This is a genomic window from Demequina litoralis (assembly GCF_030418455.1).
In the GTDB taxonomy this organism is placed as follows: domain Bacteria; phylum Actinomycetota; class Actinomycetes; order Actinomycetales; family Demequinaceae; genus Demequina; species Demequina litoralis.
This window is the reverse complement of sequence record NZ_JAUHPW010000005.1, coordinates 150,571-165,930: the sequence shown is the minus strand read 5'-3', so window position 1 is coordinate 165,930 and position 15,360 is coordinate 150,571. Positions and strand designations below refer to the sequence as shown.

The 15,360-nt window shown below is 73.3% G+C and carries 13 protein-coding genes; 7 read left to right on the top strand and 6 right to left on the bottom strand.

What is annotated here, in order from left to right:
* Window positions 1-55 precede the first annotated feature (55 nt).
* Entirely contained in the window at window positions 56-1,513 is a 1,458-nt protein-coding gene (locus QQX09_RS08235) for an NAD(P)/FAD-dependent oxidoreductase (RefSeq protein ID WP_301133325.1), read from the top strand.
* 13 nt (window positions 1,514-1,526) lie between these two features.
* Window positions 1,527-1,670, top strand: a complete 144-nt coding sequence (locus tag QQX09_RS08230; RefSeq protein WP_301133323.1) for a hypothetical protein — start codon at window positions 1,527-1,529, stop codon at window positions 1,668-1,670.
* Window positions 1,671-1,787: 117 nt separating this feature from the next.
* On the opposite strand, the gene QQX09_RS08225 is transcribed toward QQX09_RS08230, so the two are convergent.
* Complete coding sequence (locus QQX09_RS08225) at window positions 1,788-2,363, bottom strand: MarR family winged helix-turn-helix transcriptional regulator (RefSeq protein ID WP_301133320.1); 576 nt, start codon at window positions 2,361-2,363, stop codon at window positions 1,788-1,790.
* A 105-nt stretch (window positions 2,364-2,468) separates the two neighbouring features.
* Between QQX09_RS08225 and QQX09_RS08220 the strand changes: the two genes are divergently transcribed.
* Entirely contained in the window at window positions 2,469-3,047 is a 579-nt protein-coding gene (locus QQX09_RS08220; RefSeq protein WP_301133318.1) for an NADPH-dependent F420 reductase, read from the top strand.
* Window positions 3,048-3,248: 201 nt separating this feature from the next.
* Here the strand turns inward: QQX09_RS08220 and QQX09_RS08215 are convergent, their stop codons facing one another.
* Window positions 3,249-5,063, bottom strand: a complete 1,815-nt coding sequence (locus QQX09_RS08215; RefSeq protein ID WP_301133316.1) for an alpha/beta hydrolase — start codon at window positions 5,061-5,063, stop codon at window positions 3,249-3,251.
* Between the two features lie 304 nt (window positions 5,064-5,367).
* Between QQX09_RS08215 and QQX09_RS08210 the strand changes: the two genes are divergently transcribed.
* Genes QQX09_RS08210 through QQX09_RS08195 form a run of 4 tightly spaced genes read left to right on the top strand, consistent with a single transcriptional unit; the run spans window position 5,368 to window position 8,871 of the window.
* Entirely contained in the window at window positions 5,368-6,018 is a 651-nt protein-coding gene (locus QQX09_RS08210) for a biliverdin-producing heme oxygenase (RefSeq protein WP_301133314.1), read from the top strand.
* Complete coding sequence (locus QQX09_RS08205; RefSeq protein WP_301133312.1) at window positions 6,018-7,064, top strand: heme/hemin ABC transporter substrate-binding protein; 1,047 nt, start codon at window positions 6,018-6,020, stop codon at window positions 7,062-7,064. Before QQX09_RS08210 ends, QQX09_RS08205 begins: the two co-directional genes overlap by 1 nt.
* Window positions 7,061-8,104, top strand: a complete 1,044-nt coding sequence (locus tag QQX09_RS08200; protein ID WP_436969056.1) for a FecCD family ABC transporter permease — start codon at window positions 7,061-7,063, stop codon at window positions 8,102-8,104. Before QQX09_RS08205 ends, QQX09_RS08200 begins: the two co-directional genes overlap by 4 nt.
* Window positions 8,101-8,871: a heme ABC transporter ATP-binding protein gene (locus QQX09_RS08195; protein WP_301133309.1), complete on the top strand. Its 771-nt coding sequence runs from the start codon at window positions 8,101-8,103 to the stop codon at window positions 8,869-8,871. The genes QQX09_RS08200 and QQX09_RS08195 overlap by 4 nt, the downstream gene beginning before the upstream one ends.
* A gap of 183 nt (window positions 8,872-9,054) precedes the next feature.
* Here the strand turns inward: QQX09_RS08195 and QQX09_RS08190 are convergent, their stop codons facing one another.
* The 4 genes from QQX09_RS08190 to QQX09_RS08175 form a co-directional block, all read right to left on the bottom strand.
* Entirely contained in the window at window positions 9,055-12,711 is a 3,657-nt protein-coding gene (locus QQX09_RS08190; RefSeq protein WP_301133304.1) for an HtaA domain-containing protein, read from the bottom strand.
* A 120-nt stretch (window positions 12,712-12,831) separates the two neighbouring features.
* Window positions 12,832-14,088 carry an arginine deiminase gene (locus QQX09_RS08185; RefSeq protein ID WP_301133302.1) on the bottom strand — a complete coding sequence of 419 codons (1,257 nt, stop codon included), beginning with the start codon at window positions 14,086-14,088 and terminating at the stop codon, window positions 12,832-12,834.
* Between the two features lie 372 nt (window positions 14,089-14,460).
* Window positions 14,461-14,919, bottom strand: a complete 459-nt coding sequence (locus QQX09_RS08180; RefSeq protein WP_301133300.1) for a CotH kinase family protein — start codon at window positions 14,917-14,919, stop codon at window positions 14,461-14,463.
* Between the two features lie 67 nt (window positions 14,920-14,986).
* Window positions 14,987-15,217, bottom strand: a complete 231-nt coding sequence (locus QQX09_RS08175; RefSeq protein ID WP_301133297.1) for an NINE protein — start codon at window positions 15,215-15,217, stop codon at window positions 14,987-14,989.
* Window positions 15,218-15,360 lie beyond the last annotated feature (143 nt).

The window sequence follows — 15,360 nt, the reverse complement described above, 5'->3', positions numbered from 1 at the left end:
AGGTAGGCCGCCAACGGTGACGGTCGATCCTGATCAGCGAGGAAGGTGATCGGTCATGGCCCGTGTGGTCGTCCTGGGTGCCGGGGTTTCGGGGCACACCGCAGCGCTGTACCTGAGGAAGCTGCTCCCGTCCGAGCATGAGGTCGTGGTGGTCAACCCCAAGCCCACCTACAACTGGATCCCGTCGAACATCTGGGTCGGCGTGGGCAAGATGGAGCACAAGGACGTCGTCTTCGAGCTCGCGCCCATCTACAAGAAGGAGGGCATCACCTTCGTGCAGGCCAAGGCCTTCGCGCTGTGGCCCGAGGGTGATGAGGACGATGCGCGGCCCGCCGTCGAGGTGGAGCACACGTCCGCGGGGCGCGACGGCGAGCATGAGAAGCTGCGCTACGACTACGTGGTCAACGCGACGGGTCCGAAGCTCAACTTCGGCGCGACGCCGGGGCTGGGGCCGGACGCCGGCAACACGCTGTCCGTGTGCACGCCCGACCACGCGACCGAGGCGGCCGCACGGCTCGCCGAGCTCACGACGCTGCTGCGGACCAAGAAGCAGACCGTCGTGATCGGCGTGGGGCACGGCACGTGCACGTGCGAGGGCGCCGCCTTCGAGTACACGTTCAACGTCGAGCACGAGCTGCGCGAGGCCGGCGTCCGCCAGAACGCCGAGATCGTCTACCTCACCAACGAGAACGAGCTCGGCGACTTCGGCGTGGGCGGCATGCAGTTCGAGCAGAACGGCTACCGGACCACCTCGGAGCTGTGGACCGAGTCGCTGTTCCGCGAGCGCGGGGTCAAGGCGATCACGGGCGCGGCCGTCACCTCGATCGACCCGGGCGTCATCCACTACGACCAGCTCGACGGCTCGCACAACGACCTCGAGTTCGACTTCGCGATGCTGCTGCCGCCGTTCAAGGGCAACGACTGGAAGGCGTTCGACCGCGCCGGCGAGGACATCACGGGCACGGTGTTCGCGCCGTCGGGCTTCCTCAAGGTCGACGCGGACTACACGCCCAAGCCCTACGAGGAGTGGACCGCGAAGGACTGGCCGCGGACGTACCAGAACCCGACCTACCGCAACGTGTTCGCGGTGGGGATCGCGTTCGCGCCGCCGCACCAGATCTCCAGGCCGCGCGCCACGCCCGACGGGGTCGCGGTCGCACCCTCGCCGCCGCGCACCGGCATGCCGTCGGGGACCATGGGCAAGGTGGTCGCCAAGTCGATCGCCGACATGATCGTCACGGGCGCGCCGGCGCCCACGCACTCGGCATCGATGTCCGAGATGGCGGCCGCGTGCGTCGCATCCGCCGGGCACGGCTTCCGCTCGGGGACCGCCGCGGCGATGACCATGAGCCCCGTGGTGCCGGACTGGGAGAGGTATCCGGAGACCGGCCGCGACCTCAAGGCCACCAAGGGCGAGATCGGGCTGTCCGGCCACTGGGTGAAGCGGATGCTGCACACCCTGTTCATCTACAAGGCGAAGGCCCGTCCCGGGTGGACGTGGATCCCGGAGTGATCGGAGGGCTCTGATGGACACCACCAACGAGAGGATCGCGCACGCGCCGCTGCCCACCGAGGGCGAGCTGCGGCGCCGGCGGAACGTGTTCGCGCAGCTCGCGAGGTTCGTCGGGACCTCGTGGACCATGTGGAGGCTGGCCCGCAAGCACCACTAGTCGGTGCGGCGGACGCTCGGCGGTATCGCTGGCGCGTGCGCTCCGGCCGTACCGCTCACGGTGCGCTCCGGCCCTGTTGAGGGGCTTCCCGTACCGGTGGGGGTTCGGGTGCGGGATTCAGGCCTGCGCCGGGTCCGCGGGGCAGTCGTCCGCGGGCAGGGGGTCCGCGGCGCATTCCGCGGCGGCCGGATCGGCCGCGCACTCGGCGCCGAGGCTCGCGGTCACCGCGAGGCGACGGTCGGGGTCGAGGCGGCCGAGGATCTTGAGCGCGAGGTCGGCCAGCAGGTCCACCTCGTCCTCGGTCATGCCGTCGAGGACCATCTCGCGCACGGCGTCGGCGTGCAGCGGCCGCGTCGACTCGAAGGCCTCGAGGCCCGCGGTCGTGAGGACCGCGTTGAAGGCCCTCCCGTCCTCGGCGCACGGCGTGCGGGTGACCAGGCCCTTGCGCTCGAGGCCGGTCACCACGCGCGAGAGGCGGGGGAGCGTCGCGTTCGTGCGCGAGGCGAGGGCGCTGAGGCGCAGGCGGTGGGCGTCGGCCTCCTGCAGCGCCTCGAGCAGCGTGAACTCGAAGGCCGTGAGGTTCGCGTCGGAGAGGCGCTTGTCCAGGGCGGTCGGGAGCAGCTCGAGCAGCGCATGCAGGCGCGCGACGGCCACGCGCTCGCGGTGGCGCAGGGCGGTGTCGGTGCTCGTCATGGGCACCATCCTACCCAAAGGTTGCATCTACAACCAAGAGGGTCTATCGTCGGTGGTTGTAGGTACAACTAATGGGTCGCGGGGCGGCCCGGAACAGGAATCGACATGACGACCTTCACGATCATCGGCACCGGCAACATGGCGAACGCGATCGGTGGCGTGCTCGCCGACGGCGGCAGCTCCGTCACCTACGTCGCCAAGCACCAGGTGGGCGTCGCGCCCGTCGACGGCGACGTCGTCGTCCTCGCGGTGCCGTTCCCCGCCGTGGACTCGATCCTCGACGCGTACGCCGACGCGCTCGCCGGCAAGGTCGTCGTCGACATCACCAACCCGCTGAACTTCGAGACCTTCGACTCGCTCGTCGTGCCCGCCGGCTCGTCGGCCGCCGCCGAGATCCAGGCACGCATCCCCTCCGCGCACGTGCTGAAGGCGTTCAACACCAACTTCGCGGCGACCCTGGGCGCCAAGAAGGTCGGCGAGCTCACCACCACCGTGCTCGTCGCGGGCGACTCGGCCGAGGCCAAGGCGACCCTCGTGGCCGCGGTCGAGGCGGGCGGGCTCGAGGCCATCGACGCCGGCGCGCTGGCCCGCGCCCACGAGCTCGAGGCCATCGGCTTCGCGCAGCTCACGCTCGCGGTGTCGGAGAAGATCGGCTGGACCGGCGGCTTCGGCATCACGCGCTGACGCTGCCTCCACCTCGTCACGCCCCGCGCGCCCACCCGGCGCGCGGGGCGTTCGCGCGCCTGAACGCTCGGCGGTATCGCGAGCGCCGGATCCGGGCTGGAACGCACGCTCAGCGGTATCGCTGGTGGTGGGTGGTGGGTGGTGGGTGGTGGGTGGTGGGCGGTGGGTGGTGGCTGGTGGCTGGTGGGTGGGGACGGCCCGCTACCGCCCCAGCTGCTCCAGCAGCGTGAGCTGCTCCTGGCGGCGCTCGTTGAGGTAGTCGCCCAGGGCCGCGGTGTCGGCGGCGTCCCACCCCTCGGGATCCGTCACCCCCACCCACGCCTGCAGGTTCGCCTTCGCGGTGTACATGTGGCCGAATCCCTCCGGCACCGAGCCGGCGGCCGGCATGTCGAGCATCGTCTGCCACCCGGTGATGAGGGGGAACCAGCGCATCTCGGGCGAGACGTCGGGTGCGCGCGAGGAACCCTGGAGCCACTCGGGCTCGCGGTAGAAGGTCACCGGGGAGAAGAACACCACGGGGTCGGACCCGTGCTGCAGGTACACGACCCGCGTGTCGCCCCACCGGGCGGTCGGCTCGCCGAGCGCGTCCTGCTCGCCCGTGAAGCGCACCGTGCGGCCGTCGCTCACCACCGGCAGCCAGGCGGGCGAGCCCGCGTCGCGCGAGCGTTCGAGCTCGTTGTGCATGAGGTTGAGGAAGGTCGGGCCGGTCATGAGCGCGCCGTCGACGGGCTCGTTGAGGATGTCGATCGAGCTGAGGATCGACTCGACGCCCGCGGACCCCAGCGACAGGCCGTAGAGGTAGAACTCGGGGCGGGCGTCGGCGGGGAGCTCGGCCCAGTAGTCGTGCACCAGGCGGAACGTCACCTGCGAGGCCTCGTCGACCGCCTCCTGGTCGGCGAGCAGCGAGATCCAGCTGGGCAGGTACGAGTACTGCAGGCCCGCGATCGCGGTGTCGCCGTCGTAGAGGAACTCGAGCGAGTCGGCGGCGTTCGCGTCGATGAAGCCCGTGCCGGTGGTCGTGGTGAGCACCAGCACGTCGCGGTCGAAGGCTCCCGTGCGGACCAGCTCGTCGAGCAGCAGCTGCGCGCGCTCCTCGAGCGTGTCCGCCGAGCGCAGGCCCACGAACACGCGGATGGGCTCGACCGCGGCGCCGCCGGACCACGAGGCCAGCTCGTCGACCGTCGGACCGCCCGAGACGAAGGCGCGACCCTGGCGGCCCAGGTCCTCCCACGCGACGAGCGAGCCGTCGCCCCCCGAGCGCAGCGCCGACGCCACCTCGGTGGTGCCCAGCCTGTCGTTGAGGTCGCGCGCCGAGAACGCCCAGTTGGCGACCACGAAGAAGCCCTGCACCAGCACTCCCGAGAAGAGCAGCCACAGCAGCAGCGCCATCCCCGCCGTCGCGAGCGTGACCGCGAGCCGATGGGGGAGGAAGCGCAGAAGCAGCTGGTCGGCCCAGCGGAACACCATCCGCAGCGCGCGCGCCGCGACCAGCAGCGCCGCGGCGACCACGAGCGCTATGCCCACGACGATGGGCCACGCCGTCGGGTCGAGCTCCTCCATCCCGAAGGTGCGACGGATCCCGTTCTGCCAGCCCACCCAGCGCCAGATAGCGAGGCCCAGGCTCAGGCCGATGAGGCCGAGCACCGTCCAGCCCACGATGATGCGTGCGCGGCCGCGCAGGTTCGGCACCTCGAGGTAGTTCCAGATCGCGTGCGCACCAGCACCCAGGCCGTACCCGACCATGAAGGACACGCCCGTCGCGACGCCCTGCACGATCGGGATCCGGGGCAGCAGCGACGGCTCGAGCGACACCGCGATGAAGAGCGCGCCCGCCACCAGCCCCACGCCGGAGAACGTGGGCTCGAGCAGGCGGGGCGGCTGGGTGGACGATGCGCGGCGACGGCGGTCGCGGAGCGTCCGCAGGATGAGGATGCGGCCGTGCGGTCCGACGCCCTCCGGGGGGTCGCGCGGGGACGGCTCGGCGGACTCGGCGACGTCGGTCGCGGAACCGGTCATGGGCGTCACCCCCCTCACCCTCGTGACTGTATCCCGCGGGGCCGCGAACCCCGCGCATCGTCCTCGGCAGGGGCCGAATGGCACTCGGAGCCGCAATGTGACCGTTCCCATTGATAACTATTCCGTAACGCTGGGCTCTGCAACGTTTAACGGCGCTAGCGTCGGGTGGTGCGGACACAATGGCGTGTCCGCACCTACCTGTGACCCCGGGACGGCCTCGACGACGCGGCCGCCCGGGGTGCTGTGCTCCCGGCGCGAATCGATTTTCGTGACACAAGGCTTGCGGAATTGCTATGTTTCCCCCATGACCGATCCCCAGTCCCCGGAGGGGCTCGCCTCGCGCCTGCGCGAGGCCACCGCACCCGAGCACCGCGACACCGAGAACCGCGGCTTCATCACCCGCCTCATGGGCGGCGAGCTCGACCTCGACGCGTACACCCGCTACCTCGCGCAGTACACCTACGTGTACCGCGCCCTCGAGTCCCGCGAGCCGCAGGCCGGGGACCCGGCCTTCCTCGCGGACGAGGCGCTGCGCCGCGTGCCGTCGATGGAGGCGGACCTCGAGGCCCTGGGCGCCGGCGACTGGGAGCGGGCGCTGCCCGCGCTGCCCGCGACGCAGGCGTACGTCGACCACCTGCGCGGCCTCGCGGTGCACGACGTCCCGCGCTACGTGGCCCACCACTACACCCGCTACCTGGGCGACCTCTCGGGCGGCCAGGCGATCGCGAAGCTGGTGGCACGCCACTACGGCGCGACCGACGAGCAGCTGGGCTTCTACCGGTTCGAGCAGATCGACTCGGCCGTGCGCTACAAGCGCGCCTACCGCGAGCAGCTCGACGCGCTCGAGCTCGACGACGCGCAGGAGGCGGCGCTCATCGCCGAGGCCAAGGCCGCCTTCGGCTTCAACGCGGACATCTTCGAGGCCCTCGGCGCGGACGCGCCCGTCGCGGCGTAGTGGTCGCGCGCATCGTCGCCCGGCTCGCGGCCGGGGCGCTCGCCGTCGCCCTCGCGGGCTGCGCGGCGACCGCCTCGCCGCAGCCGGCCACCACGTCGGCGGCGGCCTCGTCCGCGGTCGGGCCCGCGACCGCGGTGCTCGCCGACCGTGCCGTCGCACCCGTCGGCGCGCCCGTTCCCGCGCTCCCCGTCACGGTGGTCTCGCACGAGCGCGCCGGCGACCGCGAGGTCGCCGTGGCCGATGCGAGCCGGATCGTCGCGGTCGACATGAGCGGCGCCATCGCCGCCACGGTCGCCGGGCTGGGGCTCGGGGAGAACCTCGTGGGGCGCGACGTCGCCGCCGAGATCCCCGGCCTCGAGGACGTGCCGGTGGTGACCGGGTCGGGGCACACGCTCACGCCCGAGGCGGTGCTCGCGCTCGAGCCGACCGTGGTGCTCACCGACGGCAGCATCGGTCCGTCCGATGCGGTCGCGCAGCTCCGTGACGCCGGCATCCCCGTGGTCTACGTGGACAACGAGGCCGGCTTCGACGGCGCGGGCGAGCTCGCGCGCCAGGTGGGTGCCGCGCTCGGGGTCCCGGATGCGGGCGTGGAGCTCGCGGACCGCATCGCGGCCGAGGTCGTCGCGGCCACCGCCGACGTGGCGGCCCTCGCGTCCGACGCGGGCGAGGCGCCGCGGATGGCGTTCCTCTACCTGCGCGGCTCGGCGGGCGTGTACTACATGTTCGGCGACGAGTCGGGGGCGGACGAGCTCATCGACGCCCTCGGCGGCGTCGACGCGGCCGCCGACGCCGGCATCACCGGCATGCAGCCGCTCACCGACGAGGCGATGCTCGCCGCGGACCCCGACGTCATCCTCGTGATGACGAAGGGCCTCGAGTCCGTGGGCGGGATCGACGGGCTGCTCGACGCGCGCCCCGCGATCGCCCTCACCGCCGCGGGCCGGGACCGGCGCATCGTCTCCATGGACGACCACGACATCCTGGCGTTCGGCCCGCGCTCGGCGGCGATCGTCGAGGCGCTCGCTGCCGCGGTCTACGGCGGGTGAGCGCGCCGTCGCGCCGCGCCGTCGCGGTGGGCGCCGGCCTCGCGGGCGCGCTCGCGGTCGGCGTGGTGGTCTCCGCGGCGGTCGGCCAGCTCGCGATCGCGCCCACCGAGGTGGTCGGCGCGTTCCTCCAGGGCCTCGGCGTCGACACCGCGTGGACCCCCACCAGCGACGTCACCACGCAGGCCCTGTGGCAGATCCGCTTCCCGCGGGTCGCGATGAGCGTCCTCGTGGGCGCGGCGCTCGCGGTCGCGGGCGCGGTCATGCAGGCCATCTTCGGCAACCCGCTCGCCGAGCCCGGCGTCGTGGGCGTGTCCTCCGGCGCCGCGCTGGGAGCGGCGCTCGCGATCGTCACGGGCGCCGCGCTCGGGTCGGTCGCGTCCGTCGCGGGGCTCGCCTTCGCCGGCGGCGTGGGCGTGACGATGCTCGTGTACACCATGGCGCGGTCCAACGGCCGCACCGAGGTGGTCACCCTGCTGCTCACCGGCATCGCGGTCAACGCGTTCGCCGGCGCGGGCCTCGCGCTGCTGCTGTTCATGGGCGACTCGGCCGCGCGCGAGCAGATCGTGTTCTGGCAGCTCGGCAGCCTCAACGGCTCGCGCTGGAACGAGGTCGCCGTGGTCGCCGCCCTCACCGCCGTGGGCGTCGCCGTCTCGCTCGGGCTCGCGTCCCGCTACGACCTGCTCGCGCTCGGCGAGCGCACGGCCGCGCACCTGGGCGTGCGCGTCGAGCGCCTGCGCATCGTCTCCATCCTGGTGGTCGCGGTCCTCACCGGCGCCGCGGTCGCGTACGCGGGCATCATCGCGTTCGTCGGCCTCGTGGTGCCGCACGTCATGCGCATGGTCCTGGGCCCCGCGCATCGTGCCCTGCTCGCGGCGAGCGCGCTCGGCGGCGCCGTGCTGCTCACGTACGCCGACGTCGCCGCCCGCACGCTCGTGTCCGGCGCCGAGCTGCCCATCGGGCTGCTCACCTCCCTCGTGGGCGGGCCGTTCTTCTTCTGGCTGCTGCGCCGCGCGCGCACCCGGGCGGGAGGCTGGGCGTGACCGCCGCGATCCACGCCCGCGACGTCACCGTCCGCGCGGGCGACGCCGCCCTCGTCGACTCCGTCACGCTCGACGTCCGCCACGGCGAGCTGCTCGCGCTCGTGGGGCCCAACGGCGCCGGCAAGTCGACGCTGCTGTCCGCGCTGTCGGGGGAGCGGAGTCTCGCGGGCGGGCTCGTCGAGCTCGACGGCCGGCCGCTGTCCGCGTGGCAGCCGGGCCCGCTCGCGCGCGAGCGCGCCGTCCTCACGCAGGACAACCAGGTCGCGTTCCCCTTCACCGTCGCCGAGGTAGTCGCGATGGGGCGCGCGCCGTGGCGCGGACGCCCCGAGTCGGATGAGGACGATGCGGTGATCGCCGAGTCCCTGGCCCGCGCCGACGTCGCGCACCTCGCCGGGCGGGCGTTCCCGTCCCTGTCCGGCGGCGAGCGGGCGCGCGTGTCGCTCGCACGCGTGCTGGCGCAGCGCACCCGCATCGTCATGCTCGACGAGCCCACCGCGGCGCTCGACATCCGCCACCAGGAGGAGGTGTTCGCGCTCGCGCGCGAGCTGGCGCGCGCGGGCGCGGCGGTGGTCGTGGTGGTCCACGACCTGTCGCTCGCGGCTGCGTACGCGGACCGCATCGCGGTGCTCGACCGGGCGCGGCTCGCGGGTATGGGCTCGCCGCGCGAGGTGCTGGTGCCGGAGCTGCTCGAGCGCGTCTACGGGCTGGGCGTGCGGGTCATCGAGGATCCCGACACGGGCCTGCCGGTGGTGCTCCCGCGCCGCTGATCCTCGCGGTTGCCTCTCCACGCCGGTGAGGCACTCCTCCACGCGCGACGCGGATGTGATCGGGAACATCGGCGATACCGGCGCCCTCCCGGCGGTGCGGCGTGGAGAGGTAAACGCCTGGACGGAGAAGGCGCCCCCGACCTTGCCGGTCGGGGGCGCCTTCTGTGTGTCGAGAGCCGAGGGTCAGCCGCGTCGCGCGCGCACCAGCCCGGCGGCGAGAGCCGCGCCCACGAGCACCGTGCCGCCGAGCGCCCACACCCACCAGGGGAGGGTGTCGGAGGCGGCGACCTCGGCCGCCTCGGTCTCGGTGGCGGTGGTGCCCTCGACGGCGACGTCGGTGTCCGCGGCGGCGTCCTCCGCCTCGTCCTCGGCGACCGCGACCTCGGGCGCGGGCAGGCCCGCGACCACGCCGGCGCATGCGTCGGCACTGGTGAGCACCACGGTGACCGGGTCGAGCGCCTCGCCGGCGGGGTACGTGCCGAAGGCGGCCGAGCCTTCCGCCGTGAGCGTCGCCGGGATGCCCGTGATCGTGACGACGTCGCCGTCGACGGTGACCGTGCCGGCCTCCATGTCGAGCGCCGCGAATGCCACCGCGTCGGAGGCGACCGTGGCGCCGTCCTGGCGCTCGCCGTGCACGTCGACCAGCAGCGTCGCGACGCCGCCCGACACGTCGAGCGTGGGGTTCGCGAGCGTGGTGTCGAGCGCGCCGTCGTGGCCGACGAAGCGCACGCCGCCGTCGAAGGCGACCGCGCCGCTCACCGGGTCGGTGTCGAGCGAGCCCGCGCCGGTCCAGGTGAACTCACCCGACTCGTAGGTGACGCCGTCGAGCTCCCACGAGCCGCTCGCGATGGTGCTCTCGATGTACGAACGGAAGGAGGCCTTCACGCCCCAGGTGAGCGTCGCATCGTCCACCGGGCACATGGTGCGCGCAGGGATCTCGAGCGCGAGCCCGTAGCTCTCCGAGCCCTGGAACGTGAGCGTGTGGCTGCCGGTGAGCGAGCCGGGCAGGGCGCCGGTCCACGTGACGACGCCGTTCGCGTCGGCGGCGAGGCCGTCCGCGAGGACGGTCGGGGTGGAGTAGATGACGACGCGGATCCCGGTCTCGTGGGCGCCGAAGCCGCCCACGCGGAGCGTGACCTCCTCGCCGGCGAGCAGCCGGGCGAGGGTCTCGTCGTCGATCTCGATGCCCGTGGTCGCCGGCGGCGTCGCGGGCACGTGCGTCGAGGAGGACGATGCGCCGGGGCCTCCCGCCGAGGCGACCACCGTGGTGCCGCCCTGGCCCGCTGAGACGGTGCCCGTGCCGACTGTGAAGGTCACCGGGTCGAGCACGCGGCCCGCGGGGTAGAAGTCGTCGAAGGCGTCCGCGCCGGCCGCGGTGAGCGTCGCGGGGACGCCCGCCCAGCGCACCGCGCCGTCGAGCGTGGTGCGGGTGCCGCCGGACAGGTCGAGCGTCGCGAAGTCGACGCGCGTGCCGTCGACCGCGAGGCTGAGCACGCCGCGAGAGCCGTCGAGGCGCACGTACGGGTTCGACATCGTGAGGTTCAGCAGGCCGTGGTGGCCGGTGAAGGTCACCGCGCCGGCGTACCGCGCCGTGCCGGTGCGCTGAGCCGCCTCGGCGTCGCCACCCGACTGCACGAACGTGTACGCGCCGTTGGACGCGGTCGCGCCGGTCACCGAGATCGCACCCTGCGCGATCGGGCCGGTGACGTAGGTGCGGAAGCCCGCGTCGATGCCCCAGGTGAGGCGGCCGACGACGGTCGTGCCGGTGGTCGAGCCGGTGGAGCCGGAGCCGCCGGTCGAGCCCGTCGAGCCGGAGCCAGAACCGCCGGTGGAGCCGGACCCGGAGACGTCGGTCGACCCGGAGCCGGACCCGTCGCCGCTGTCGCCGCCATCGGTCGCGCCGGCGAGCGTCACCGGCACGAACTGGTCGAGCGAGTAGTCGCCCGCGAACGTGTGGGCGAGGCGCACGAACACGCCGCAGGTGGTGTCGCCGGTCGCGGCGCACGTGACGTCGCCGAAGCCCGCGGGGACCTCGAGCGAGGTCTCGAAGGTCCACACGCCGTCGGTGACGGAGCCGGTGGCGGCCAGCCCGTAGACCGACGTGTGCATGAGCCACTGCTGGCGCGACGTGTCGCAGTCGGCGCCAGTGGGGCGGCCGTCGGCGGTGCCGACCTCGCCCGTCGGCTCGGCGCACCACATCACGTACACCGACGTGTCCTGGCCGTCCACCTGCGCGGGCAGGGTGCCAGTGATGGTGACGGTGTCGCCCGCCTCGACGCCGTCCGCGGGGGTGACGGCGATGCCCGTCTCGACCGCCGCATCGTCCGACGCGAAGGTCAGCGGCGTGGCGGTCTCGAACGGCGCGTGCTTGGCGCCGCCCGCGGCGTAGGTGTAGACGCCCCAGGTGCCGTCGATGTCGGCGAGGGCCGCCTTGTCGACGGTGAGGGTCGTGGTGAAGGTGCCGGCCGCGTCGATCGCGACGGCGCCCGCGGCGGTGCCGCCGATGGTGTCGACCTCCTCGGCGGGCACGGCCCAGCGGACGTCGGCGTTCTTGCGGGTGGACGATGCGGCGCCCTCGGTGGGTCGCCACACGTCCGCGTACTTTCCGGCGGCCACGTAGACGCCCGTGAACTTGCCGGCCAGCGGCGGGTACTTGCCGGTGGTGGCGGCGCCGGCGGGCAGGAAGTTGCGGCCCTCGACGGTGACGGTCGCGACGTCGTCGAGGCCCTCGGTCGGGGTGACGGTCACGCGCGGTGCGAAGGAGAAGGTCGTCGCGGTCTCGAAGGGCGCGTGGACGGCGCCGCCGGCGGCGTAGGTGTAGACGCCCCAGGTGCCGTCGACGCCCTCGAGGTCGGTGTCGGCGACGTCGAAGGTCGCGGTGAAGGAGCCGTCCTCGGCGAGCTCGATGGCGCCGGCGGCAGCGCCGCCGACCGAGGCCATGCTGTCCGCGGGCAGCGCCCAGAACGTGGTGCCGCGGGGGCGGCTCGAGCTGGCGGCGCCGGTGCTCGGCTGCCACTCGTCGGCGAACTTGGAGACGACGACGTACACGCCGGTGAACTTGCCCGCGAGCGGCGGGCGGGTGCCGGTGGTCGCGGGGGCGCTCGGGAGGAAGCCGGTGCCGGTCACGGTGATGGTGTCGCCGGTGCCGTCGAGGTTCTCGGAGCGGTCGATCGCGACCTCGGGGGTCGCGGCCGGGGTGGTCGGCTCGTCGGTGGGCTCGTCGGTGGGCTCGTCCGTCGGCTCGTCGGTGGGCTCGTCCGTCGGCTCCGTCTCCGGCTCGGTCGTCCCGCCCGCCGGGAGCGAGAACGTCACGGGGTCCATCGCCTCGCCGGCCGGGTACGACCCGAACACGGCCGCGCCCGCCGCGGTGAGCGTCGCGGGCACGGAGGCGAAGGTGACGAGGCCGTCGGCGACGGTCGGGACGATGCCCGACAGGTCGAGCGTGACGAGCTCGGTCGACGCCCCGCCGACCGTGGCCGACAGCGTGCCCGACGTGCCCGACACGGCAACGGCCGGGTCTGCGATCTCGAGGTGCAGCGCGCCGCCGTGCGCGTCGAAGGCGACCGTGCCGGCGTACGTGGCCGACGCATCGTCCCCGGACACGAAGGGGAAGGCGGTGGTGGTGCCGTCGTCGGTCGCGGGCGAGACCGCGGTGACCGTGCCGCCGGTGCCGGTGACGTATGAGCGGAACGAGGACTTCACGCCCCAGCTGAGCGAGCCGCCGGTGGTGGCGGCCTGCGCCGGCAGGGCGATCAGGAGGGGTGAGAGCAGCAGCGCGAGCAGGGCGGCGGCCGTGAGTGCGGCGGCGCGCGGGCGCGCTGAAGCGACGCGTGTGAGCACGTGGACTCCAGGGTGGGGACGGGGCGCGGGGCGCCGGGGCAGGGTAGGTAAGGCTTGCCTGACCCGCACCCTAGCGGGAGTGTCGCGTAAAACGCAACATGGATGTTGCGTAAAAGATTCTCAGGCGTCGCGGAGCAGCGGCTGGGTCATGCAGTGGGCGCCGCCACGGCCGCGTCCGAGTTCCGCTCCGACGATCTCGATGACCTCGACGCCGGCCGCGCGCAGCTCGTCGTTGGTCTGGGTGTTGCGGTCGTAGGCGACCACCACGCCGGGCTCGAGCGCGAGCAGGTTGTTGCCCGAGTCCCACTGCTGGCGCTCCGAGGCGTAGCGGTCGCCGCCGGTGGCGATGACGCGCAGCTCCACACCCAGCGCCTCTCCCACGACCTCGACGAACGGCCGGTCCTCGCGGCGCACGTCGAGCATGGTCGGCGCGGGCGCCTCGCGGATGGTGAAGGTCTCGATCTCGTCGATGATGCCGGGGAAGACGGTGCAGAGGTCGCGGTCCGCGAGCGTGAAGACCGTGTCGAGGTGCATCGCGGAGCGCAGCCGCGGGAGCTTGGCGACGATGACCTGCTCGGCGCCCTCGGCGAGGAACAGCTCCATCGCGAGCTGGGTGATGGCCTGGCGGCTGGAGCGTTCGGACATGCCGACCACCACGGTGCCGTTGCCGATCGGCATGACGTCGCCGCCCTCGAGCGTCGCGAGGCCGTGGTCGAACTCCGGGTCGCCCCACCACACGTTGACCGCGTCGCCGAAGTCGGGGTGGAAGCCGTAGACCGCCTTCATCACGAGGGTCTCGGCGTGGCGCGCGGACCAGTACAGCGGGTTGAGCGTGACGCCTTCGTACACCCACGAGGTGGTGTCGCGCGTGAAGAGCGTGTTGGGCAGCGGCGGCAGGAGGTAGTCGCGCATGCCGGACTCCTCGCGCACCAGCTGGATGCCGGGCGGCGAGAAGTCGCGGGGGAGGTCCAGCGTGGAGAGGCCGCCGATGATGTGCTTCGCGAGCTCGTCGGACGGGAGCTCGTCGAGGTAGCCGCGGATGTCGGTGGCGAGGCCCAGGCCCACCTCGTCCGGGGTGACCTTGCGGTCGAGCAGCCACGCGCGGGCGTGGGGGATCGCGAGGGTCTCGGCGAGCAGCGTGTGGAGCTCCATCACCTGGATGTCGCGGTCCCTCATCAGCTGCACGAACTCGGCGTGGTCGCGCTCGGCGTTCTCGACCCACATGACGTCGTCGAAGAGCAGGTCCTGGCAGTTCGACGGGGTGAGGCGGTGGTGCGCCAGCCCCGGGGAGCAGACGAGGACCTTCTGGAGGCGCCCGACCTCCGAATGGACGCCGTACTCCGGCATCGTGATCGCGGGGGCGAAGCTCTCGCTCATGGACGTGTCGTGCCTTCCTGCAGGGTGATTCGAACCTAGCAGGGAGGGTCGGAGGGACGATGCGGGGCCGGGGGCCGGGGGCCGGGGGCCGGGGGCCGCGCCGCCCGCGTGGTCCGCGCCGCCCGCGTGGTCCGCGCCGCCCGCCCGCCCTTCATCGGCGCCGCGGCGCGACGTGCGTGCGTTCGCGAGTTCTCGGGATTCCTGAAACAGCCGCCAGCGCGGCCGGTGCCACCGCTCGCACGGTGCGTGCGCGCATCGTCCCGCCGGCGGTCGGCCGTCGCTGTTCTCGGGATTCCTGAAACAGCCGGGAGGGAGGGCACCGAGCCGCGCGGCGGGGGCGGGCGCCCGCCCCCGCCGCGCGAGGAGGCCGCGCTACAGGCTGGGCGCGGCGGCGAGCGCCGGGGTGTGCTCGCGCAGCACGCGGGCCCACTCGGCGGCGGTCGCATCCGCGGAGCCCGACGCGACGAGCGCGGCGCAGAGCCGCTCGAGCTCGGCGTCGACCAGGGCGGCGTAGTCGGGGTGCGCGAGGAACCGCTCCGCGAGCAGGCGCGCGCCGGCCGCGTCGCCCAGCCCGCTGCGGGTGCCGACCGCGACGTCGAGCGCCCAGTCGACCACCGCGAGGCGGCAGGTGGCCGGGTCGTAGCAGACGTAGGCGTGGCCGGCCGGGGCGACGGGGGCCTCGTAGTTGTCGACGATCTCCTGGAACGCGAGGTAGGTGGCGAAGGCCTCGACGTCGAGCGCGGCGTCGATCGCGACGGCGAAGGCGGCGTCCTCGGCGCGGGTGAGGCCGGCCAGGACGTCCGCGACCGTGGTGGTGGTGGCGGTGTTCATGATCCTCATCCCACCAACGATGGCTGGGAGCCCGCTGAGAGCCGGCCGGGTGTTCGTGGGGAGCGGCTCAGCGGAGCCCGACCGAGCGCCGCGCGTTCACGGTGCGCACCTGCGACGGGATGGTGAAGAGGTCGACGATCCAGCCGATGAAGAACAGCCCGCCCGTGAGCAGCCACAGGATGCCCCGGCCGATCTTGCCCATGTAGAAGTGGTGGATCCCGAACAGCCCGAGGAAGAACCACAGGATGTACGTGATCGCGGTGTCCTTGGGCGGAAGGGGTGGGGGAACGGTGCTCATCTCGGTCTCCGTGGCGTCAGAGGGGGCTCCTTCGAGCGTAGGTCGCCCGGCCCTCCGGCGGTATCGGGGAACGCCCTGATCCGTGCCCCGCGCATCGTCCCGCGCCGCCCGGGAACGAGGAAGGCCCCGCCACCTCGTGGGTG